This window comes from Sulfitobacter sp. W027, assembly GCF_025143985.1.
Taxonomy (GTDB): Bacteria; Pseudomonadota; Alphaproteobacteria; order Rhodobacterales; family Rhodobacteraceae; genus Sulfitobacter.
This window is the reverse complement of record NZ_CP083567.1, coordinates 256,044-277,446: the sequence shown is the minus strand read 5'-3', so window position 1 is coordinate 277,446 and position 21,403 is coordinate 256,044. Positions and strand designations below refer to the sequence as shown.

18 protein-coding genes are annotated in these 21,403 nt (G+C 56.7%); 12 read left to right on the top strand and 6 right to left on the bottom strand.

The features are described 5' to 3' along the window. Positions 1-61: 61 nt before the first annotated feature. Genes K3759_RS19825 through K3759_RS19810 form a run of 4 tightly spaced genes read left to right on the top strand, consistent with a single transcriptional unit; the run spans position 62 to position 3,156 of the window. Entirely contained in the window at positions 62-823 is a 762-nt protein-coding gene (locus K3759_RS19825) for an ABC transporter ATP-binding protein (RefSeq protein ID WP_409202538.1), read from the top strand. A gap of 30 nt (positions 824-853) precedes the next feature. Next, the gene (locus K3759_RS19820; protein WP_259986377.1) at positions 854-1,627 is read left to right on the top strand and encodes a transporter substrate-binding domain-containing protein; all 774 of its coding nucleotides are present in this window, start codon (positions 854-856) and stop codon (positions 1,625-1,627) included. A gap of 9 nt (positions 1,628-1,636) precedes the next feature. Continuing rightward, positions 1,637-2,389: an ABC transporter permease gene (locus K3759_RS19815; protein ID WP_174858177.1), complete on the top strand. Its 753-nt coding sequence runs from the start codon at positions 1,637-1,639 to the stop codon at positions 2,387-2,389. Continuing rightward, positions 2,386-3,156 (top strand): ABC transporter permease, encoded by a 771-nt coding sequence (locus tag K3759_RS19810; protein ID WP_259986375.1) that lies wholly within the window; start codon positions 2,386-2,388, stop codon positions 3,154-3,156. The genes K3759_RS19815 and K3759_RS19810 overlap by 4 nt, the downstream gene beginning before the upstream one ends. A gap of 18 nt (positions 3,157-3,174) precedes the next feature. On the opposite strand, the gene K3759_RS19805 is transcribed toward K3759_RS19810, so the two are convergent. Next, positions 3,175-4,122, bottom strand: a complete 948-nt coding sequence (locus K3759_RS19805; RefSeq protein WP_259986374.1) for a GlxA family transcriptional regulator — start codon at positions 4,120-4,122, stop codon at positions 3,175-3,177. A 75-nt stretch (positions 4,123-4,197) separates the two neighbouring features. Between K3759_RS19805 and K3759_RS19800 the strand changes: the two genes are divergently transcribed. The 5 genes from K3759_RS19800 to K3759_RS19780 are packed head-to-tail and all read left to right on the top strand — an operon-like array spanning position 4,198 to position 10,489. Next, on the top strand, positions 4,198-5,106 hold the full coding sequence (locus K3759_RS19800; RefSeq protein ID WP_259986373.1) for a 3-keto-5-aminohexanoate cleavage protein: 909 nt from the start codon (positions 4,198-4,200) through the stop codon (positions 5,104-5,106). Continuing rightward, positions 5,103-6,521, top strand: a complete 1,419-nt coding sequence (locus K3759_RS19795; RefSeq protein ID WP_259986372.1) for a carnitine 3-dehydrogenase — start codon at positions 5,103-5,105, stop codon at positions 6,519-6,521. Before K3759_RS19800 ends, K3759_RS19795 begins: the two co-directional genes overlap by 4 nt. Next, positions 6,521-7,681 carry an acyl-CoA dehydrogenase family protein gene (locus K3759_RS19790; protein WP_259986371.1) on the top strand — a complete coding sequence of 387 codons (1,161 nt, stop codon included), beginning with the start codon at positions 6,521-6,523 and terminating at the stop codon, positions 7,679-7,681. Before K3759_RS19795 ends, K3759_RS19790 begins: the two co-directional genes overlap by 1 nt. Positions 7,682-7,691: 10 nt before the next feature. Continuing rightward, a complete protein-coding gene (locus K3759_RS19785) occupies positions 7,692-9,710 on the top strand; it encodes an acetate--CoA ligase family protein (protein ID WP_259986370.1) in 2,019 nt (672 codons plus the stop codon). After that, a complete protein-coding gene (locus tag K3759_RS19780) occupies positions 9,707-10,489 on the top strand; it encodes a carnitinyl-CoA dehydratase (protein WP_259986368.1) in 783 nt (260 codons plus the stop codon). The genes K3759_RS19785 and K3759_RS19780 overlap by 4 nt, the downstream gene beginning before the upstream one ends. Before the next feature lie 99 nt (positions 10,490-10,588). On the opposite strand, the gene K3759_RS19775 is transcribed toward K3759_RS19780, so the two are convergent. After that, positions 10,589-11,473 (bottom strand): LysR family transcriptional regulator, encoded by an 885-nt coding sequence (locus K3759_RS19775; protein WP_259986367.1) that lies wholly within the window; start codon positions 11,471-11,473, stop codon positions 10,589-10,591. A 105-nt stretch (positions 11,474-11,578) separates the two neighbouring features. Between K3759_RS19775 and K3759_RS19770 the strand changes: the two genes are divergently transcribed. The 3 genes from K3759_RS19770 (at position 11,579) to K3759_RS19760 (ending at position 15,084) form a co-directional block, all read left to right on the top strand. Next, a complete protein-coding gene (locus K3759_RS19770; protein WP_259986366.1) occupies positions 11,579-12,718 on the top strand; it encodes a TauD/TfdA family dioxygenase in 1,140 nt (379 codons plus the stop codon). Continuing rightward, positions 12,715-13,434 (top strand): class II aldolase/adducin family protein, encoded by a 720-nt coding sequence (locus K3759_RS19765; protein WP_259986365.1) that lies wholly within the window; start codon positions 12,715-12,717, stop codon positions 13,432-13,434. Before K3759_RS19770 ends, K3759_RS19765 begins: the two co-directional genes overlap by 4 nt. 435 nt (positions 13,435-13,869) lie before the next feature. Beyond that, positions 13,870-15,084 (top strand): IS256 family transposase, encoded by a 1,215-nt coding sequence (locus K3759_RS19760; protein ID WP_259985886.1) that lies wholly within the window; start codon positions 13,870-13,872, stop codon positions 15,082-15,084. A 79-nt stretch (positions 15,085-15,163) separates the two neighbouring features. Here K3759_RS19760 and guaD read toward each other — a convergent pair whose 3' ends face one another. The 4 genes from guaD to xdhB are packed head-to-tail and all read right to left on the bottom strand — an operon-like array spanning position 15,164 to position 21,393. Then, entirely contained in the window at positions 15,164-16,489 is a 1,326-nt protein-coding gene (gene guaD, locus K3759_RS19755; protein WP_259986364.1) for a guanine deaminase, read from the bottom strand. Between the two features lie 57 nt (positions 16,490-16,546). Further along, positions 16,547-18,148 carry a xanthine/uracil/vitamin C permease gene (locus K3759_RS19750; RefSeq protein WP_259986363.1) on the bottom strand — a complete coding sequence of 534 codons (1,602 nt, stop codon included), beginning with the start codon at positions 18,146-18,148 and terminating at the stop codon, positions 16,547-16,549. Positions 18,149-18,189: 41 nt separating this feature from the next. Further along, positions 18,190-19,071, bottom strand: coding sequence for a xanthine dehydrogenase accessory protein XdhC (xdhC, locus tag K3759_RS19745; RefSeq protein ID WP_259986362.1), 882 nt, complete (start codon positions 19,069-19,071; stop codon positions 18,190-18,192). A gap of 3 nt (positions 19,072-19,074) precedes the next feature. Continuing rightward, positions 19,075-21,393 carry a xanthine dehydrogenase molybdopterin binding subunit gene (gene xdhB / locus K3759_RS19740; protein WP_259986361.1) on the bottom strand — a complete coding sequence of 773 codons (2,319 nt, stop codon included), beginning with the start codon at positions 21,391-21,393 and terminating at the stop codon, positions 19,075-19,077. Positions 21,394-21,403 lie beyond the last annotated feature (10 nt).

Genomic DNA, 21,403 nt, shown 5'->3' with positions numbered 1-21,403 from the left:
GGACGTTTTGAAGAGAGACCCGATCGGAACCACAGAGGCGGCCAGAGATGCTGATGCCGAAATCGCAGGGCAAGATGAGGCCATAAGGGTTAATGATCTGCACAAATCCTTCGGCATGCTGGAGGTTCTTAAGGGCGTCTCCCTCACCGCGCAAAAGGGTGATGTTGTTGCCATTATCGGCGGCAGCGGCTCGGGGAAATCGACCTTCCTGCGGTGCATCAATTTTCTGGAAACCCCAAGCGCGGGCCAGATTGTCGTCAACGGTGAAGAAATCAAGATGCGCCAAGACGGCAAACCCGTCGACCGCCGACAGATCGAACGCATCCGAACCCGCCTTGGCATGGTATTTCAGGCTTTCAACCTCTGGACCCACCGCACCCTGCTGGAAAACGTCATAGAGGTGCCAGTCTATGTGCTTAAGGTGCCACGGGATGAAGCAATCCAACGCGCGCGGGTACTGCTTGAGCGGGTCGGCCTAGGCGACAAGGCCGATACGTTTCCAGCATTTCTATCCGGCGGCCAGCAGCAACGTGCGGCCATTGCCCGCGCCCTCGCGGTGGAGCCCAGCGTAATGCTCTTTGACGAGCCAACCAGCGCGCTCGACCCCGAATTGGTCGGCGAAGTGCTCACGGTCATCCGTGATCTGGCCGCCGAAGGGCGCACCATGCTGCTTGTGACCCATGAGATGAAATTCGCCCGCGAGGTTGCGACCCATGTCGTCTACCTTTTCGAGGGCCGCATCGAAGAACAGGGACCGCCGGAGCAGCTTTTCGGCAACCCTCAATCTGCCCGGCTTCAGCAGTTTTTGCAGACTGTCGGTTAAACCACCAAAAACAAAACAGGGAGACTACTCATGACTTTTAAGAAACTTATGACGACCGCAATGGCGACAGCCATCGTGAGCGCAGGTGCCGTAGCCGCCGAAGAGGTCAAGATCGGCATCGCCGCAGAACCTTATCCTCCCTTCGCCTCGCTCAATGCCTCTGGCGAATGGGAAGGTTGGGAAGTCGAGGTGATCAATGCGGTTTGCGCTGCGGCCGAACTGGATTGCGTGATCACTCCTGTCGCATGGGACGGCATCATCCCCTCGCTGACCGGCCAGCAGATCGATGCGATCATGGCCTCCATGTCGATCACCGAAGAGCGGCAGAAGACGATTGATTTCAGCGATCCCTATTACAACACGCCCGCAGTGATCGTGGCGGATAAGTCGATGGATATTCAGCCCACCCCCGAGTCCCTCGCGGGCAAGATCGTCGGTATTCAAGCCTCAACAATTCACCAAGCCTATGCCAACGAATATTTCGGCGATGCGGCAGAGATCCGGGTCTATCAGACGCAGGACGAAGCCAATCAGGATCTCGTCTCGGGTCGGATTGATGCCACGCAGGCCGACAGCATTGCCATGGCTGATTTCGTCAACTCCGACATTGGCGCTTGTTGCGAAATCAAAGGGGCGGTCAAAAATGACGAGGCCATCTTGGGCAAAGGTGTCGGCGCCGGGGTGCGCAAGGGCGATGATGCGCTGCGCGAAAGCCTGAACAAGGGCATCGCAAAAATCCTCGAAGATGGCACCCACGAAGAGATCACCGGGCGCTATTTCGATACAAGCATCTACGCTGAGTAAGCCCGTATCGTGGAGTTCTTCTTCGAAACGCTCGGTCTGACCGAAAGTGCGAAACTATTGTCCCTCAGCCCGCCGGGCTGGGGAGGCAACCTTCTGCGCGGGCTCGCGAACTCTTTGCAGATCGCGTTCGGCGCTTTCGGCTTTGGTCTATTGATCGGGCTCTTCGGAGCATACGGCAAGCTTTATGGCGGGGTGGTCCTGCGCGACCTCCTCGCCGTCTACACGACTGTGATCCGGGCGGTGCCGGAACTGGTGCTGATCCTGATCCTCTATTACGTCGGTACCGATCTTATCAATAAAATCTCGGAAGCCATGGGCTATGGCCGTGTCGAGATCAGCGGTGTGGTCGCGGGTATCTGGGTGCTCGGCGTGGTGCAGGGCGCATATGCCACCGAGGTGTTGCGCGGCGCAATCCAAGCCGTGCCACCGGGGCAGATTGAGGCCGCGCGTGCTTATGGCATGCCGCCGTTTATGCTGATGCGCCGGGTTACCATCCCCGCGATGATGTCTTTTGCCACGCCCGGTCTTGCGAACCTGTGGCTTATTGCCACAAAAGATACCGCATTGTTGGCCATCGTCGGCTTTAGCGAGCTGACACTTGAGACACGACAGGCCGCCGCCAGCACGCGCGCCTATTTCACCTTCTTCCTCGCTGCGGGCGCACTCTACTTGATCGTAACGCTCTGTTCAGGCGCAGTCTTCGCCCGGATCGAAAAATGGGCGCGGCGCGGTCAGCCGTCGCTGAAAGGAGCGGGCCGATGATCCCTATTCGCGCTCTGATGCAGCCCCATCGCATTGTCATGTTGGCGCTTTTACTGGGCGCGGTGGTCTGGTGCGCCGTAGCGCTGCGGTGGGATTGGATACCGGAATACGCCCCACTAGCGCTTGAGGGTCTCTGGCGCACGATCTGGATATTGGTTGTCACTTGCGTGCTGGGCTTTCTTCTAGCCATCCCCCTTGGCCTCGCGCAGGCCGTAGGGCCTTGGTACCTCTCCGCCCCCGCGCGGATATTTTGTACCGTCATCCGCGGAACGCCGCTGCTTTTGCAAATCTGGCTGCTCTACTATGGGCTCGGCTCGCTCTTCCCGCAAATCCCGTGGATCCGCGGCAGTGAACTCTGGCCCTATTTACGCCAAGCCTGGCCTTACGCAGTGCTGGCGTTGACGCTGTCCTATGCAGGCTATGAGGGCGAAGTCATGCGCGGCGCGTTCTCCAGTGTGAATAAGGGTCAGCTTGAAGCTGCGAATGCATTCGGGATGCCGCGTTTCACCATGTTCCGCCGCATCTGGCTGCCGCAGGCCATTCGCAACGTGCTGCCGACACTGGGCGGCGAAACCATCCTGCAGCTCAAGGCCACACCTCTGGTCGCGACCATCACGGTTGTTGAGCTCTATGCCGTGTCCTCGCGCGTCCGGTCGGATACGTTTATTGTGTACGAGCCACTGATCCTGCTTGCGGTATTTTATATGATCATCGCCGGTATCATTGCATTGATGTTTCGACGGTTCGAAAACCGGGTGCCGGGATAAGAGACCGAGAGTTACCAATCAGTCGGTTCTCATATCCATCGGCGTCTTGCCAAACTGGGTCTTAAAGGCCCGTGTCATAGAACTGGCGTTTTCGTAACCGCACCGCGTGGCAATCTCAGCAATGGAAAGATTGGTGCTTTCGACCAAGCTTCTGACAGCGAGTAGTCGTCTATGCCGATAGACTTGGCCCGGCGTCGCGTTCAAGCTGCGTGCGAACCGTCTTTGGAGGCTTTTCAGCGAACACCCTAAGTGACGTGCAATTGTCGGAATTGGCACAGGCGTTTCGATATTCTCATCCATAAGAACGAGCGCACGAGAAACCAGTTTGGACCGCACAGGTTTAGTGTCAGATTCCTCAAATAGCTGATTGGTTTGGTGCAGAAAAAGAGCCGCAACATCGAGGCGTATCATCTCGCCGCAATGCTCCCCGATCAGAGTAAGCACCAAGTCGAAGGACGCCATAGCACCACCGCAGGTGATCCGGTTGCCATCTATCACAAACCGCTCTTGCCGTGCATCTACCTGCGTAAACGTCTCTGAAAAGCTTTCGAACAGATGACCATGGATGGTTGCGGGCCTGTCGTTTAACTGCCCTGCCGCCGCCAACAGCCAAGAACCCGTGTCGAGCCCAACCAGACATTTCGCATTTGCGCAAAGTTCACGCAGCGTGGACAGGATCTGAGTGCTACACAGCGCCAGGTGGCCATAGCTTACGGTCACCATGAGATAATCACACGATGCCTTCATCGCTGTGGCATTTTCAGTTTCAACGAGCATCCCGCTTGAAGACCGCACCAAACCACCTTCGAGAGACAGCAGGCGCCATTCATAGACCGCCCGACCCGTAATAGTGTTTGCGGCGCGAAATGGTTCCAAGGTGTTGGCCAAGCAATGGTTGGAAAATCCATCAAACAGCAGCACGTCGATTTTTACAGTCTTAATTGGTGATTTTGTCTTTTGCCGCATGATTATGTCTAACACCGCACATCCCAGCCGATCAATCCGTGTAGTGTTCTGGTTAAAACCAGAGAGGATATTAAAATGCCCCTGCACATGACCCGTGATGTTTTCATCACCTGCGCGGTGACCGGATCTGGCAGCAGCCAAGATCGCTCACCCCATGTTCCCCGCAGCCCTGAGCAGATTGCCAATTCGGCCATCGCCGCTGCCAAGGCGGGCGCAGCGATTGTGCATTGCCATGTACGCGACCCTGAAACCGGCGTTCCCTCACGTGATCCGAAACTCTACCGCGAAGTGACTGACCGCATCCGCGATGCTGATGTCGATGTGGTCTTGAACCTTACCGCAGGCATGGGCGGCGACATGGTATTTGGCCCGCCGTCCGCACCACTGCCGCTGAATGACGCCACCGACATGGTCAGCGCCGAAGAACGGTTGGTGCATATCGAAGACTGCCTCCCCGAAATTTGCACCCTCGATTGTGGCACGATGAACTTTGCCGAAGCCGACTATGTGATGACCAACACGCCCGGCATGCTAATGACGATGGGCGCGCGTATGGAAGAGCTCGGCGTGAAGCCGGAGATTGAGGCCTTTGATACGGGGCACCTTTGGTATGCGAAACAACTGGTTAAAGATGGCGTATTGTCCTCGCCCGCCTTGGTGCAGCTGTGCATGGGCATTCCGTGGGGCGCCCCCAATGACCTGAACACCTTCATGGCAATGGTCAACAATGTCCCCGCCGACTGGAACTGGTCCGCGTTTTCCATTGGCCGGGATGAGATGCCCTATGTGGCCGCATCCGTCTTGGCAGGGGGGCATGTGCGCGTTGGGCTTGAAGATAACCTGTGGCTCGGCAAAGGCGAACTCGCCACCAATGAGGCGCTTGTTTCGCGTGCCGTGTCGATCATCGAAAATTTGGGGGCCACGATTATGGGCCCTGATGCCGTGCGCAAAAAGCTTGGCCTGACAAAGCAGGCACCCCGATGACCAAAACAGCAGCAATCATCGGCGGTGGCGTCATTGGCGGCGGCTGGGCCGCGCGGTTTGCCTTGTCTGGATGGGAGGTCGCGATTTTTGACCCTGATCCCGAAGCCGAACGCAAAATTAGCGAAGTCATGGCGAACGCGCGCCGGTCCCTGCCCGCCTTGTCCGAGGTCGCATTGCCGCCCGAGGGGCAGTTTAAAATCGTCCCCACAATTGCCGAAGCCGTCGCAGGTGCAGACTGGATCCAAGAAAGCGCGCCGGAACGGCTTGAGATGAAGCACAAGATCTTTAACGAGATCCAGACCCATTGTCACAAAGACGCGCTAATCGGGTCGTCAACGTCAGGGTTTAAACCGTCTGAGCTTCAGCAAGGGGCGCTGCGGCCAGGTCAGATTTTCGTCGCGCACCCGTTCAACCCTGTCTATTTGCTGCCGCTGATCGAGCTGGTCGGTGACGATGCCACGACCACGCGCGCACATGCGGTGCTTGCTGAGATCGGCATGAAGCCCCTGAAGGTGCGCAAGGAAATCGACGCACATGTTGCCGATCGCTTTCTCGAGGCGGTCTGGCGCGAGGCGCTTTGGCTGATCAAAGACGGGATCGCCACGACCGAAGAAATTGATGATGCGATCCGGTTTGGTTTTGGTCTGCGGTGGGGGCAGATGGGCCTGTTTGAGACCTACCGCGTTGCGGGCGGGGAAGCTGGGATGGCCCATTTCATCGAACAGTTCGGGCCCTGCCTGCAATGGCCTTGGACCAAATTGATGGATGTGCCTGAGCTTACCGATGAATTGGTACAGATGATCGCCAGCCAATCGGATGAGCAATCAGGCGCATATACGATCCGCGAACTTGAACACATCCGCGATGACAATCTGGTGTCGATGATGCGATCCCTGAAAGGCCGTGATTGGGGCGCAGGAGCGTTGTTGAATGCGCATGACGCCCGCCTTGAGGCCAAAGCTGACCCAGACTTTACCAAACCCATCATCACTGTCGCCCGCGCCATCCCGATTGATTGGACGGATTACAACGGGCACATGAACGAAAGCCGCTATGGGCAGCTGTGGTCAGATGCGGCCGACGTACTTATGAGAATGATCGGGGCCGATGCGGCCTACATCAAATCCGGCTTCAGCTATTTTACCGCCGATACCCATACCAAGTTCCGCAATGAATGCCATGCGGGCGACAACGTCACCGTGGTCACAACGATTCTTGAGGGTGCGGGTAAAAAGCTGCGGCTGTTCCATGAACTGAAAAACGCGGCTGGCGATGTGGTGGCAACCTGCAATCAGTTCCTTCTGCACGTCAGTTTGGAAACCCGCAAATCCTGCGACCCTGCCCCGCATGTCAGTGACAAGCTCGCCTCAATCATCGCGGCCCAAGCCGCCCTCCCGAAGCCGGAGCTTACCTGATGCATTTTAGATTGACTGAAGAACAAGAGATGATCGTCTCCACCGTGCGGTCCTTCGTCGAAAACGAAATCTACCCCCATGAGGCCGAGGTAGAGCGCACTGGCGAAGTCCCCCAAGACGTTGCGCAAGCGATCAAACAAAAGACGATCGATCTTGGGTTTTATGCCTGCAATTTCCCCGAAAGCGTCGGTGGGGCCGGCCTGTCGCATCTTGAATTTGCGCTGGTTGAACGCGAACTGGGGCGCGGCTCTATGGCGTTGAACCACTTTTTTGGGCGGCCTCAGAATATCTTGATGGCCTGCAAAGAGGACCAGATCGAACGCTACCTCACCCCCGCAATCCGCGGCGAAAAGATGGATGCCTTGGCCATGACCGAACCCGATGCCGGGTCTGATGTGCGGGGCATGAAATGTTCGGCCAAACGTGAAGGCGGTGATTGGGTTTTGAACGGGACCAAACATTTTATCTCTGGCGCGGATCATGCGGATTTCGTGATCGTCTTTGTGGCGACAGGCGAAGACGACACGCCGCGCGGCCCGAAAAAGCGCATCACTACGTTCTTGGTCGACCGCGGCACGCCCGGGTTTACCATTCGTGACGGCTACAAATCTGTCTCGCACCGTGGCTACAAGAATATGATCCTCGAATTTGACAACTGTCGTCTGCCGGATGCACAGGTTCTTGGCGAGGTTGACGGTGGCTTTGCAGTGATGAACGAATGGCTTTACGCCACGCGGATCACGGTCGCCACGATGTCGGTGGGGCGCTCACGTCGTTGTTTTGACATGGCGTTGAACTACGCGGCTGAACGCAAACAGTTTGGTCAGCAGATTGGCAAATATCAGGGCATCAGCTTTCAGCTTGCCGACATGATCACCGAAATCGATGCGGCAGAGCACCTGACATTAGCAGCGGCATGGCGGTTGGATCAGGGCCTGCCTGCCAACCGCGAAATTGCCAGTGCTAAGCTTTACGCATCTGAAGTGCTGGCGCGAGTGACGGATGCCACGCTGCAAATCTTTGGCGGCATGGGTTTGATGGATGATTTCCCCATTGAACGCTTCTGGCGTGATGCGCGGGTCGAACGGATTTGGGATGGGACATCTGAAATCCAGCGCCACATCATCAGCCGCGAACTCTTGCGCCCCCTTGGCGCATAGGACGGCGGGAATGAGTGATCTTGAACGCCTCCTGCGCCCGCGATCCATTGCCGTGGTCGGTGGCGGGGCATGGTGTGACTCCGTGATCGAGCAGAACCAGAAGATCGGTTTTAAGGGTCAGATTTGGCCCGTTCACCCCCAAAAGAACCTTGTCGGTGGATTGCCAGCCTTCAATACGCTCGCTGATTTACCGGAAGCGCCGGATGCAACGTTTATCGGTGTGAACCGTACTGCCACCATCGGTCTGATCGGCGAATTAAACCAAATGGGTGCAGGGGGCGCAGTGTGTTTCGCCAGTGGTTTCAAAGAAACAGCCGACGGCGCGATTTTGAATGACCAACTGCTGGCCTCGGCGGGTGACATGCCCATCCTTGGGCCAAATTGCTACGGGGTTCTGAATGCCGTGGATCGGGTAGCACTATGGCCGGACCAACACGGACTTGTTCCCGTTGAAAGCGGTGTGGCGATCCTGACGCAGTCATCCAACATCGCGATTAATCTCACGATGCAGCAACGCGGGCTGCCCATCGCCTATACCATCACTGCAGGCAATCAGGCCCAACAAGGGCTTGCCAGTATCGCCCAAACTGTCATTCGCGACGACCGCGTAACGGCCCTTGGGCTTTATATCGAAAGCTTTGGTGACATCGCGGCGTTTGAAGAGCTGTCGCGACTCTCGCGCGCGTTGGGCAAACCAATTGTAGCGTTGAAGGTCGGTCGTTCGCAGGAATCGCAACTGGCAACCATTTCGCATACGGCCTCGCTCGCTGGCAGTAGCGCCGGTTCGGATGCGGTATTGGCGCGGCTGGACATTGCGCGGGTCGGCTCCCCCGCCGCACTGCTTGAAACATTGAAGCTGTTTCACTGCCATGGACGCCTGTCCGGGGCGCGAATTGCGTCCTTAAGTTGTTCGGGCGGCGAGGCGAGCGTCATGGCTGATACCGCCGCGCAATATGGCCTGACGTTTCCACCGCTGACATCTGAGCAAACAGATTCACTTTCGCAGCACCTCAGTTCACTGGTCAATCTGGCAAACCCTTTGGATTACCACACGCAAATCTGGCGTGATAAGGCGGCCATGACGGCGGTGTTCGCGGCCATGACAGGCGATGATATCGATCTGACGCTTGTGGTGCTTGATTTCCCACGCTTGGACAGCTGCACCGCCGATGACTGGATGATTGCGATTGAGGCGATCGAGGACGCGGCCCGCCAAACGGGCCGCCCGTTTGGGGTGGTCGGGTCCATCGTCGAAAATCTTCCCGAAGCGGTTGCAAAACGGCTGCTTGGCGCGGGGATTGTGCCGCTGTGCGACTTTGGCACGGCCCTTGAAGCGATCAACGCAGCACGCATGCCGGTTAGCCTAGAACATCAGCCCCTGTTACGCGCGCAGAGCTTTGCCACCACCGCCGCCGTCATCGAAGGCGATGCCAAACTGGCCCTCGCGACCTACGGCATGGATGTCCCCAAAAGCCGTGCAGGCGTCGGGCGGGTGGATGTGGTCAATTGCGCCGAAGAGATCGGTTTTCCTGTGGTCCTAAAGGGCGAAGGTCTCGCCCATAAAACGGAGGCCGGCGCGGTGAAACTGAACCTCGCGGACGCAGCGCAAGTCGGGGCGGCGGCGCAAGAGATGCAGGCCAAAACCTTCCTAGTAGAAGAAATGATTACCGGCACCGTCGCAGAGTTGTTGATTGGCGTCGTCGCGGACCCTGCCCATGGATTTGTCCTGACTTTGGCCGCGGGGGGGACGCTGACGGAAATTCTTGAAGACGGTCAATCCTTGCTGCTGCCCACCACGGATGCCGATATTCGCCATGCGTTGGGGCAATTAAAGATAACCCCCCTGTTAGATGGCTTTCGCGGTGGTGAACCAGCCAACATAGATGCCATTGCTGACGCTGTCCTAAGGCTGCAAAACTTTGTCACTGACCATGCCGACGAGATCGCCGAAATCGAAATCAATCCACTCATCTGTACAAAAGACCGGGCGATCATCGCCGATGCGCTTTTGGTGAAAGGAACAACATGACAAGTCCCGTTAAAACGCGTCGAGAAGGTGCCGTCCTTGAGATCACTTTGGATCGCCCAAAGGCGAATGCAATTGATCTGCAAACGAGCCGTGTTCTGGGTGAAACCTTTGCTGCGTTCCGCGATGACCCTGATTTGCGCGTGGCAATTGTCACAGGGGAAGGCTCAAAATTTTTCTGCCCGGGATGGGATTTGAAAGCCGCCGCCGAGGGTGACGAGGTGGATGGCGATTACGGCGTTGGCGGCTTTGGTGGCCTGCAGGAATTGCGCGATATGAACAAGCCAGTGATCGCTGCGGTGAACGGTATTTGTTGCGGTGGCGGGCTGGAATTGGCCCTGTCCGCCGATATTATCTTGGCGGCAGATCATGCAAGTTTTGCCTTGCCCGAAATCACCTCAGGCACGGTGGCTGATGCCGCGTCGATCAAATTACCAAAGCGCATCCCATACCACATCGCAATGGAGATGCTCTTTACAGGCCGCTGGCTGGACGCCGAAGAAGCCCACCGCTGGGGGTTTGTGAATCGCATCCACGCGGCGGAAGATCTGATGGCGCAGGCGTGGGAACTGGCCCGCCGGCTGGCCTCCGGTCCGCCACTGGTGTTTGCCGCGATCAAGGAAATCGTGCGGGATGCAGAAGATAGCAAATTTCAGGATGCCATGAACCGCATCACCAAGCGACAGCTAAAGACTGTCGATGTCCTCTATGGGTCTGAGGATAACGCCGAAGGGGCGCGCGCCTTTGCAGAGAAACGGGATCCTGTTTGGAAAGGACGCTAATGTGGTCAGCCCAATCGGCGTGGCTGATACCAGCGCGGGTTAAGCCGGATTAGAGATGGCAAAGCCTTCGGGGACAAGGTTAACGGAAACGTACGGCGGCTATTGCTCTCGTGCTACGTCGACAGCCCACTCAACGAAAGATTGAGCCGCCTCTTTTCGGCCCCCCCTTTTAGACCACGAAATGAAATAGCCCGTTCCGAAATCTTTGCCGCCTCCGGGCCACGAGGCAAATGTGCCGTCATTGACATAGTCTGCCGTGATGGACTTCCATCCAAGCATTAGCCCTCGGCCATCCAGCGTGGCCTGCACGGCGTGAATGTAATTGTCGAACACCTCACCCTCAAGCTTGCAGGTCTCACCCGAGGCCTTGAGGTAATCCGACCATCCGAGCCAGTGCTGCGCCGTTGAACGCACATCGATAAGCCACGCTCGCGACAGCCCGCCGTCTTTAAGCGCTTGTTCAATCACTTCTGGCCGACCCACCGGGCAAACGCGTTCGTCAAAAAGTTTGATGGTCTCGCCCTGCCAATCCCCGGTGCCGTAGCGCAGCGCAATATCAATGCCGCGCGAAAGCACAGGGCGGTCGAGCGGAGGCGCTTGGACATTTACCGTGATCGTCGGGTGTTTGGCATAGAAATCTGGCAGGCGCGGCATGAGCCAGTAGGTCGCCATACCGATCGTGCAGGCCAAGGTAACGTGGCGGTCGTTGCTGCTGTTCTCGTCGCGGATGTCGGCGATGGTGTCTTCGATCAAGGCCAAGCCGTTGCGCGTGGCGCGTGCCAGTCTTTCGCCTGCTTCGGTGGGACGCGCAGGCTTTGTGCTGCGATCCATGAGAGCAGCACCGACATCGGCTTCCAGCAGCCGAATTGCACGGGTGATTGCGGGTGGCGAAACGTTCAAACGCGCCGCCGCTTTCTGCATTGAGCCCAAGCGACACACCAATTCCAGCGTTTCAAGCGCATGAAGGAAAGATCGGTCAGGCATAAGTTAACTCCTGTGTTAACTTATGTTCCGATTTTTGCAGCTTTTTTGAAAGGTCTATTTCGGTAGAATTCAAAGGAGTACGTCACCTTCCTTAGGGACCACATTATGAATATACAAACCTCTCCCCCGACCCATGTTATATTAGGCGAAAATGGCCTTCGTATTGCCCTGTCAGGTGCGGAAATGGCCTATTTCAACTACTATTGGCTGCGCGATAACTGCCCGACGTCCTTCAACAGCGTCACGCGTGAGCGCACATTTGATATCTTTCATCTAAGCCTCCCTCCGCGGGCGCGTGCTGCGCAGGTTGAAGGCGAGAACTTGGTGATCACATGGGCAGACGAAGACCATGTGACACGTATGCCACTGGCAACGTTGGAGACATATGCAAACGGGACGGCACGGCCCGACCCCGCCGATTTGTCCCGCAAACCGTGGTTCGGAGACCACTTGGCAGATGTAGCTCGTTTCACCCTCGACGAGTTGAAGACAGATCGAACCAAGCGGACGGCATGGCTTGAGGCGATGATCGTTGAAGGAATCTCAATCGTGACCCATATGCCCGACACAGATGCAGCGCTCACTGACCTCGCGAACTTGGCGGGGACTGTGCGCCCGACCTTCTTTGGGGATTACTTCGATGTGCGAACGCATATCAATCCGACCAATAGCGCCTATACCGCTGCGGCCCTCGAATTACACACAGATGTCCCCGCAGAGGAGGCCGCGCCCGGCATTCAATATCTGCACATGCGCGCTAACAGCGTAAAGGGGGGTTTGAACCTGTTCGGGGATGGGGTTGCAGCGGCCAATGACTTCCGTGACATTGACCCGGAAGGTTTCAAGCTCTTGTCGGAAATCGAAATACCGTTTTACTGCGAACACGATAATTATGACATGCGCAGCTATCAACGCGTCATTGAGCTTGACCAGAATGGCGCGGTGTCAGGCCTGACGATCAGCCAGCATATGCTGGATTTGATCGACCTGCCGCAGGATCTGTTGGAAACCTATTACCCCGCATTCTGTCGGTTCGGAAAGCTGTTGCAGAACGATAAATACATCATGAAATTCACGCTCCAAGCGACGGAGTGTATCGTATTTGACAACCACCGCATCGTGCATGGACGGGCCGCATACTCTGCGACAAGCGGTGAGCGTTATTTGCGCGGCACGTATACAGACAGGGCCGAAATGCGGTCGACCTATCGGTCTCTAGTGTCCGAAGGGCGGTTCAAATCATGAATATACATACAGAAATTGACACAACAGCAGCGCTGCGAACAGACCTCGCCGCCGCGTTTCGGCTATGCCATCAATTTGGATGGAGCGAATCTGTCGGCAACCACTTCAGCGCGGCTGTGTCTGAAGACGGGCGGCAATTCTTGCTGAACCCATGCTGGCAGCATTTCGCAACGATCAATCCCGACGACTTGCTTCTGCTGGATGTGGATGATGACCAAACAATGTTGGGCGACAATGCACCTGACCCTTCGGCATGGGCGGTCCATGGTACATTGCACCGGGAAATCCCCGCAGCGCGCGTGATCCTGCATTGTCATTCACCCTATGCGACGGCTTTGGCCTGCCTGAAGGACCCCACACTGCTACCGATTGATAACAACACTGCCCGTTTTTGGGGCCGCGTTGGATATGATCTGGAATTTGGCGGCATTTCCGACAGTGCTGAGGAGGGAGCCCACCTCGCGCAAGCAATGGGAAAAAATACTGTTTTGGTTATGCGGAACCACGGCAATACAGTGACCGGTCCCACGGTGGCGGATGCCTTTGAGGATCTCTACTTTTTTGAGAAAGCCGCACAAACGCAGATACTTGCCCTCTCATCTGGGAGGCCTTTGGCGGTGTTAAGCGATGACGTCGCCAAAGCCACGGCGGAAGGCTGGAAATCCTATCGCGGCATGGCGCGGCGTCATTTCGAGTATCTTAAATCGACGCTTTGACGATGTTTTTGCCAAGGCGCCTAGTGCTTCTAAAACGTATCAGGGGTAAGGAATAAGCCTTCTTGCGATGGAAAGAATCTGACGACTGAAATGCCCCGCGTTCCTTGGACGCCTTATTGTTTTAGTCGCTGCGGTCTCTCGAAGTCGACTGCCGACAGCGTTCCGTTCCGCGTGCTTGCGCCTCGTTTTGTGGAACGTCTTGGTGTCGTCGAACGCGTTCTGCCTTGCGTCCTTGCAAGTGTGATAGGTTCTCGGCCTGATCCGCTCGAGCATGAGCTAATTGAAGAAACCGATAACGACCGCGTTGTCATGAAAGGTTCCGCGACGGCTCACCAATATGCAGGATTAAGGGGACGTCGGAACGTAACCCAGGAGAGTGTCCGATCTTCTGTGTAATTGCGATCTGGTCCATGCTTCCTGAGAGGAGCAAGGACGATGACCATATCCAAGGAACTGCTGGACGAGCTACTGAAGGGCTGCGAGCGGCCTGAAGACCTGCTTGGCAATGCCGGGCTAATGAAAGAACTTAAGATTAAGCTGATGGAGCGGATGCTCGGTGCTGAGCTGACGGCGCATCTGGGCTATGAAGACGGCAAGGATGCCCCGCCTGAACAGACCAACCGTCGCAACGGGTCATCCGCCAAGAGATTGAAGGGGCAAGACGGCGAACTGCCTATCGCTGTGCCGCGGGACCGGGACGGCAGCTTCGAGCCTGAACTGGTGAAGAAGGGACAGACCCGCATTGATGGGATGGATGACAAGATTATCGGGCTTTACGCCGCCGGTCTGACGGTCCGCGATATCCGTGCTCATCTTGAGGACGTCTATGGCCTGCAAGTCTCGCCAGACTTGATCAGCCGCGTGACAGATGCGGTGTTAGATGAGGTTCGGGAGTGGCAATCTCGGGCGCTGGACCGGATGTATCCCATCGTCATTTTTGACGCTCTACGGGTCAAGATCCGCGACGCCGATAGCCGCATGGTCAAGAACAAAGCCGTCTACGTGGCCCTTGGTGTCAGCAGGGATGGCGTGCGCGAGGTTCTTGGTCTTTGGATCGCTGACAACGAGGGCGCCAAATTCTGGCTCTCGGTGATGACAGAGCTGAAGAACCGTGGGCTGCACGACATCCTGATTGCGGTCGTAGACGGTCTCAAGGGCTTCCCTGATGCCATCACAGCAGCCTTTCCGGACACGGCCGTGCAAACGTGCATTGTCCATCTCGTGCGCCACTCGTTGAACTTCTGTGCCTGGAAAGATCGCAAGGAAGTGGCCGCTGATCTACGGCGGATTTACAGCGCCCCTACAGCCGATCAAGCTGGCTTGGAGCTGGATGCCTTTGAGGAAAAATGGGCTGGGAAATATGCTTCCATCGCACCGGCCTGGCGCAGGGCTTGGCAGGAAGTGATCCCGTTCTTTGCCTTTGATCCCGCCATCCGGAAAATCATCTACACCACCAACGCAATTGAAAGCTTGAACCGGGTAATCCGAAAATCGATCAAGACGCGAGGATCGTTCCCGACCGAAGACGCAGCCACGAAGCTGATCTACTTGGCGATCCGCAACTTTGAGAAAGGCGGCCGGAATGTTCGAGAATGGTTTGCGGCCCGCAATCATTTCGCCATAATGTTCGAGGATCGCTTCAATTCGTGACTGTATCTAAAGCCGCATGGGCCAGGCCAGATACACAAAGTTCATGACACTCCCTAACCCAGTCGATACTTATAGAAATTTAGCTTCTCGATGCTTCTCTAGATTGAACCAAACCAACCTTCTGCGCGACACCACTCACATAGACCTCCTCAATAGCCCGGTCGTCTCCCATGATTTGCAGCACGAACAGCTCCTCCGCCAGACTTTCTGCACGCTCCATGCGCAGCGCCATTGCGCTTGTGGCAGAAGAGTTCAAGATCACAACATCTGCCTCCGTCCCCGATGCCAATGTACCGATCTTGTCCTCCAGACCGAGAACATTAGCATTGCCTCTTGTTGCCCAATCGAAGGCTTGGAGCGGATGTAGAGACTGCCCTTGAAGTTGCAGGACCTTGTAACCCTCATTCAGGGTTTGGAGCATCGAATAGCTTGTGCCCGCGCCTACGTCTGTCGCAATCCCGTTCATAATTCCACGGGCACTTAGCTTGCGATGATCAAACAACCCGCTGCCCAGAAAGAGATTTGAGGTCGGGCAGAACACGGGGTGCGCGCCGGTTTCTGCCAAGGCATCAATCTCTCTGGGTTCAAGATGAATGGCGTGACCCAGCAGTGTGTTGTTCCGCAGCAGACCATAGGACTGGTAGACATCCAGATAGTCATGCGCCTGCGGATATAACTCTCTGGTAAAGGCGATCTCGTCCTTGTTTTCGGACAAATGGGTTTGGATATGGCAATTGGGATGCTCTGCTGCGAGCGCCATCGCCATCTTCATCTGCTCTGGCGATGACGTAATGGCGAAGCGGGGCGATATCACATAGCCGTTCCGACCCTTGCCGTGCCATTCGGAAATTAACGCTTTGGTTTCGTCATATCCTTTTTGCGACGTGTCGCGAAGCTCGGCTGGCGCATTCCGGTCCATCAAGACCTTGCCGCCTAGCATCCGCATATTGCGGCGCGCCGCTTCTGAAAAAAATGCATCTGCCGAGGTCTTGTGAACCGAACAATACGCGACGGCGCTGGTCGTGCCATGGGCAATCAACTGATCGAAGAAAGCCTGCGCCATGCGTTCACTGTGGCTTTCGCAAGCAAAGCGTGTTTCTTCCGGGAATGTGTAATTGTTGAGCCAATCCAGCAGTTGCGAACCCCATGAGGCGATCACCTGCACTTGTGGAAAGTGAATATGCGTGTCGATGAAGCCCGCCATCATTAAGTTGGGGCGGTGATCCGTGACCGGCGCATCCGGGGCTTTGGCCAATATACCGTCGAAAGGGCCACTGTCTTGAATGATGCCATCGCAGATCAACAGACCGGCATCCTCATGATAGGTGTATGCTTCGGTATCAGAGCCATCTTGCGGCGCGCGATGAAAAGTCAAAAGGCGACCGCGAAGCAGTTTTTGGGTCATAGGGTGCTCAAGTTTAAGGAAAGTTTGGGTGGGCGGCGAGATGCTGCCCGTTATTGGTCAAGCCTGTTGGGCGGGCATATCTTCGTCCAGAAAGTCGGGTTCATCGGGCACAACGATGCGGCGCTCAAGATCTTCTTTCGGCGCGACCATCGGATAAAGGTACATGAATGCACCAACGATCAGGTAGCCTATGGTGATTGGGTCTAGCTGGGGCAGTTGCAGCTTGTAGGAATGAATGATCCCCACCGAGGACATCAAAGACGCTGCGATTGCAAAGCCGCCTGCCATTTTGAAACGCCCGTCAATGGTGTCAGCGACAATCGCACCCCAGACAAGACCGGTGATAATCGCCCCCTGACTAAGCGCCAGATGACCTTCGTAATGCGCGCCTTCCATTAGAAGCGCGGCGGTGAGGGTTTCATCCCCTAAGGAAGGCAGTCCCTCGACACCGGAACTGCGCAATGCGTTCATTAACGAACCCCACTTGGTCATCAAGAACGCCGAGATATGCGGCAGGATGGCGAAGGATACGGCGGCCATATGCATTGGTTTCACCGCCCACGCCGTATTGGTGATGAGACTGACAGAAACAAAAACCAAAACCGGTGCAGCCGCAGCAACGGGGATCAGACCCGCCAGAAACGACAAGAGCCCGGCAAAGGCGGCAGCGGCGATGACAACAGCGACACCAATGATATAGCCCGCATGTGCATCGAGCCGTTTATAGGCCGGATGGCCGATGTAGACAGTCGTTGGAAAGGGCGAACCAAAAAGGGCGCCCAGCATTGTGCCCGCACCATCGGTAACCTGACACAGGCCAACCGGATAGTGGTCGCCCGCCGCTTCAGCAGACTCCACGTTGTTCATCGTCTCAATGAAGTTGTAGATCTGCACCGGGATCAGCACGAGGAAAAGTTCGGGGTTCGCGAACAGATACTGAACCCCGGCAATCAGGTCGCCAATGTAAGGAACCGGGGGGTAAAACCCGATCCCGCTGACGTCAAACTTGGACTCACCCAAGGCGAAAGCGATTATTGTACCGGCAGCGATTGCTACCAGACCGGCAGGCAGGTTGCCGGGCAGGCGAAAACGTCCGATCAATCCCCAAAGGATGAACAACAGGGAGGTGAACGCAATGATCGGGCTTTCAAAGATTTGAGCCAAGGGCACTGAGCCGATGAACACGAGAGCGATGCCGCATAGGGTGCCCAGCATGCCCGCACGCGGCGTGATTTCTTTCAACCATGGCCCGACGATGGCCCCGAGAGCGGCCACGATACCACCCATGAAGCCCGCACCGATGCCGACCTGCCATGCCAGCAACGGGTCGTTCGTGGCCCAGTAAATGGGCCCGATGACCCCGAAAAGATAGACGAACATCACGGGTGTCGAGATGCCGTAGGGCAGGGCTGTCACGTCTTTTCCCTGTTTGTTGGCGGCCCATTTGGCCAAATAGGTATAGACCGCAACACCGGCCAAAATGGCGATCGCGGCGCCCGGTACGATGCGGCCAAAGACGATCTCGGGCGGCATCTGGAACACGAACTGGCAAACCCCAGTCAGGATCAGCAAGTTCACAAGGTTATCGGTAAATAACGCCCAGAAAGCGTTAAAATCGCTGCGTGCAAACAGCTTGTAGCTATAAGTCCTCCCGTCCATGACGGTCTCCTCCACTGATAGGGCGGAACGCCTCTGGCCAGTCAGGCCAGTCTCCCCGTTCGGCCCAGATATGCGCGCCCCGGGGGCGCTTCTATTGCCCCGATCGGGGCGGTTGCGGCAGTTTCAGTGGTCAATTCAGCGATCACTTCGGCAACCACGAAGGCCGCAATGACGCTGGGCCGCTTGTCGCGGCTACCGCATGCCCCGATAGGGCAATTTAAATGTTCAATCGATTGGCCGTCACAATGCATGCGCGCCCAGCTTTTAAACTTCGCGCGCTTGGTGGCAGAGCCGATCATGCCGACATATGAGGCATCGCCACGTTGCAACGCGGCAGAGGTCAACAAAAAGTCCAACCCGTGATCATGGGTCAGAACGATAAAGGCACTGCCCGCTGGCGCGTTCCAGATATCGGCCTCCGGCAGCACGCTGATACGGGTCTCTACCGCTGCCGTGTTCCTTGCGATCTCCTCAGGCCGGGCGTCAATTAAGATGCATTTGACGGGCAAATGTTGAAACAGCTCGGCCAATGCCCGCCCCACATGACCGGCACCCATGACATAGACATGAGGCAGCGCCGCATCTGTCTGGCGAGCGCGTTCACCTGCGGCGCGCTTGTCCGAGGACCGCATCCGTATCAGGCGGATTTCTACCCGTCCCCCGCAACATTGACCGATTTCGGGGCCAAGCGGCACGTCCATCTCTCGCTCCAAATTTCCGCTCTGCAACATGTCCTGTGCAGCTTGGATCGCCATAAATTCCAACTGGCCACCTCCGATCGTTCCCCAAAGCGCTTGGGCAGAGACAAACATCTCAGTGCCTTCGTTCCGGGGCGAAGAGCCGCGTACACGGGTCAGCGCAACGCGGATGACCGAGGAATGTGTCGCGAGAAATTCTTTCAAAGAGTCGGGGCTATTCGACATGGTTCACCCCACGGCCTGCAGCCGTGCCACGGCCAGTAACACGCGTTCCGGCGTGGCTGGAGCATCAAGACGCGGACACTCTTGGTAGTCGGCGGCCGAAGCGATGGCCATCGACAGCGCTTCGAAGACCGAAATGCCAAGCATGAAGGGCGGCTCTCCTACGGCCTTGGAGCGCTTTACGGTCAACTCGCGGTTCTCCGACCAGTCGGCAAGGTTCACGTTGAATATGCGTGGGCGGTCGGACGCGAGGGGGATTTTGTAGGTGGAGGGCGCATGGGTCCGCAGCCGTCCGGCATCGTCCCACCATAATTCCTCGGTGGTAAGCCATCCCATGCCTTGGATGAAGGCGCCCTCAACCTGACCCCGATCAAGTGCCGGATTAAGGGACCGGCCCACGTCATGCAGGATGTCTGTGCGCTCAACACGATATTCGCCCGTCAGCGTATCGATTGTCACCTCAGAGCATGCCGCGCCATAGGCATAGTAATAGAACGGGCGCCCTTGGCCTTTGCTGCGGTCCCAGTGGATCTTTGGTGTCTTGTAGAATCCAGCCGCCGAAAGCTGCACGCGGGCGAGATAGGCCTGTTTGATGAAGGCATCAAATGTCAGGATATCTTTCCCGATGAACACTTTGTTTGCGTGGAAAGTCACCTCTTCTGCAGGAACATCCCAAGTTGTTGTCGCAAATTCGACGAGCCGCGCCTTGATCTGTTCTACCGCGTTGAGCGCGGCCATGCCGTTCAGGTCGGTTCCGCTAGAAGCGGCAGTCGCTGACGTGTTCGGCACTTTCTCAGTGGTGGTCTTGGTAATCTTGATCCGCTCAAAGTCGACCTGAAATGCCTCAGCGACAATCTGCGCCACTTTGGTGTTCAGCCCCTGACCCATCTCGGTGCCGCCATGGTTCAGGTGGATCGACCCGTCGTTATAGACATGCACCAATGCGCCGGCCTGATTGTACCACGTCGCCGTGAAGGAGATTCCGAACTTGACCGGGGTCAGGGCAATCCCCTTTTTGAGCACCGGCGAGGTCTTATTGAAGGCAATGATATCCTTTCGGCGCTGGCGATAGTCGGAGGTGTTTTCCAACTCCCCGACAAGCCGTTCCAGAATGCTGTCTTCGACTTTCTGGTGATAGGGCGTTAGGTCTCGCCCCTCGCCGCCATAGAAGTTGGCCTTGCGTACATCCAGTGGATCCTGACCTATGGCATAGGCGATTTCTTCTATGATGCGTTCCGCTGCCACCACCCCCTGCGGGCCGCCAAAGCCGCGAAAGGCTGTGTTGGACACAGTGTTTGTTTTCATCGGGCGGCTTTCAAGCCGAACATTCGGGTAGAAATAGGCGTTATCGGCGTGAAACAGGGCGCGGTCGGTCACGGGCCCCGACAGATCGGCCGAAAAACCGCAGCGTGCAGCAAAGCTGCTGTTCACCGCTTCGATGCGTCCTGCCGCGTCGAAAGAGACGTCATAATCAATCACGAAATCATGGCGCTTACCCGTCGCCGTCATGTCTTGGTCCCGATCGGGGCGAATTTTCACGGCGCGGTTCCACTTTTTCGCCGCCATTGCGGCGACGGCGCAGAACAGGTTCATCTGGCTTTCTTTGCCGCCGAACCCGCCGCCCATGCGGCGCACGTTCACCACTACGGCATTCGAGGGCACACCGAGAACTTGCGCCACCATATGCTGCGCCTCTGACGGGTGCTGCGTGGAGGAATGCAAGATGATATCGTCGTCTTCCCCGGGAATGGCCAAGGCGATATGCCCTTCAAGATACAGGTGATCCTGTCCGCCGACAGTGATCTTGCCCTTGATCCGATTGCTTGCAGATTCCAACGCCCTATCGACATCACCACGTTCAAGTTTCAGCGGAGGGGTGACATGCGGGTATCCTGCCTGTTGCGCCTGAATGGAATCAAGCGCATGAGGTAAAACATCGTAACTGATTTTGGCTTTTTCCGCGGCGCGCCGCGCAATGTCGCGTGTCTTTGCGATCACTGCAAACAACGGTTGGCCATGAAATTGGATCAGATCGGTGGGGAAAACCGGCTCATCATTCAGTCCGGTAGGGCTCAGATCGTTGATACCCGGCACATCGTCTGCCGTCAGAACGCCGATCACACCGGGGGTCGCCAGCACATCCGTATAGTCGATGCCCAAAAGCGTCGCATGGGCAATATCCGAGACACCTAGATAGGCATGAAACGTTCCCTCGGGCAGTGCAATATCGTCAGTGTAGTCTGCCGCGCCCGTAACGTGTTTGGACGCGCTGTCATGAATGCGATCGCTGTGAGCGGTGCCGGTGATGGAAACGTTGGCTTTCATTCTGGCGTCT

What these genes read in the sequence shown, in the direction of transcription:
- K3759_RS19820 (WP_259986377.1), top strand. Translation starts at nt 854, where the DNA reads ATGACTTTTAAGAAACTTATGACGACCGCAATGGCGACAGCCATCGTG.
- K3759_RS19810 (WP_259986375.1), top strand. Translation starts at nt 2,386, where the DNA reads ATGATCCCTATTCGCGCTCTGATGCAGCCCCATCGCATTGTCATGTTG.
- K3759_RS19805 (WP_259986374.1), bottom strand. Translation starts at nt 4,122, where the DNA reads ATGCGGCAAAAGACAAAATCACCAATTAAGACTGTAAAAATCGACGTG.
- K3759_RS19800 (WP_259986373.1), top strand. Translation starts at nt 4,198, where the DNA reads ATGCCCCTGCACATGACCCGTGATGTTTTCATCACCTGCGCGGTGACC.
- K3759_RS19795 (WP_259986372.1), top strand. Translation starts at nt 5,103, where the DNA reads ATGACCAAAACAGCAGCAATCATCGGCGGTGGCGTCATTGGCGGCGGC.
- K3759_RS19790 (WP_259986371.1), top strand. Translation starts at nt 6,521, where the DNA reads ATGCATTTTAGATTGACTGAAGAACAAGAGATGATCGTCTCCACCGTG.
- K3759_RS19785 (WP_259986370.1), top strand. Translation starts at nt 7,692, where the DNA reads ATGAGTGATCTTGAACGCCTCCTGCGCCCGCGATCCATTGCCGTGGTC.
- K3759_RS19780 (WP_259986368.1), top strand. Translation starts at nt 9,707, where the DNA reads ATGACAAGTCCCGTTAAAACGCGTCGAGAAGGTGCCGTCCTTGAGATC.
- K3759_RS19775 (WP_259986367.1), bottom strand. Translation starts at nt 11,473, where the DNA reads ATGCCTGACCGATCTTTCCTTCATGCGCTTGAAACGCTGGAATTGGTG.
- K3759_RS19770 (WP_259986366.1), top strand. Translation starts at nt 11,579, where the DNA reads ATGAATATACAAACCTCTCCCCCGACCCATGTTATATTAGGCGAAAAT.
- K3759_RS19765 (WP_259986365.1), top strand. Translation starts at nt 12,715, where the DNA reads ATGAATATACATACAGAAATTGACACAACAGCAGCGCTGCGAACAGAC.
- K3759_RS19760 (WP_259985886.1), top strand. Translation starts at nt 13,870, where the DNA reads ATGACCATATCCAAGGAACTGCTGGACGAGCTACTGAAGGGCTGCGAG.
- guaD (WP_259986364.1), bottom strand. Translation starts at nt 16,489, where the DNA reads ATGACCCAAAAACTGCTTCGCGGTCGCCTTTTGACTTTTCATCGCGCG.
- K3759_RS19750 (WP_259986363.1), bottom strand. Translation starts at nt 18,148, where the DNA reads ATGGACGGGAGGACTTATAGCTACAAGCTGTTTGCACGCAGCGATTTT.
- xdhC (WP_259986362.1), bottom strand. Translation starts at nt 19,071, where the DNA reads ATGTCGAATAGCCCCGACTCTTTGAAAGAATTTCTCGCGACACATTCC.
- xdhB (WP_259986361.1), bottom strand. Translation starts at nt 21,393, where the DNA reads ATGAAAGCCAACGTTTCCATCACCGGCACCGCTCACAGCGATCGCATT.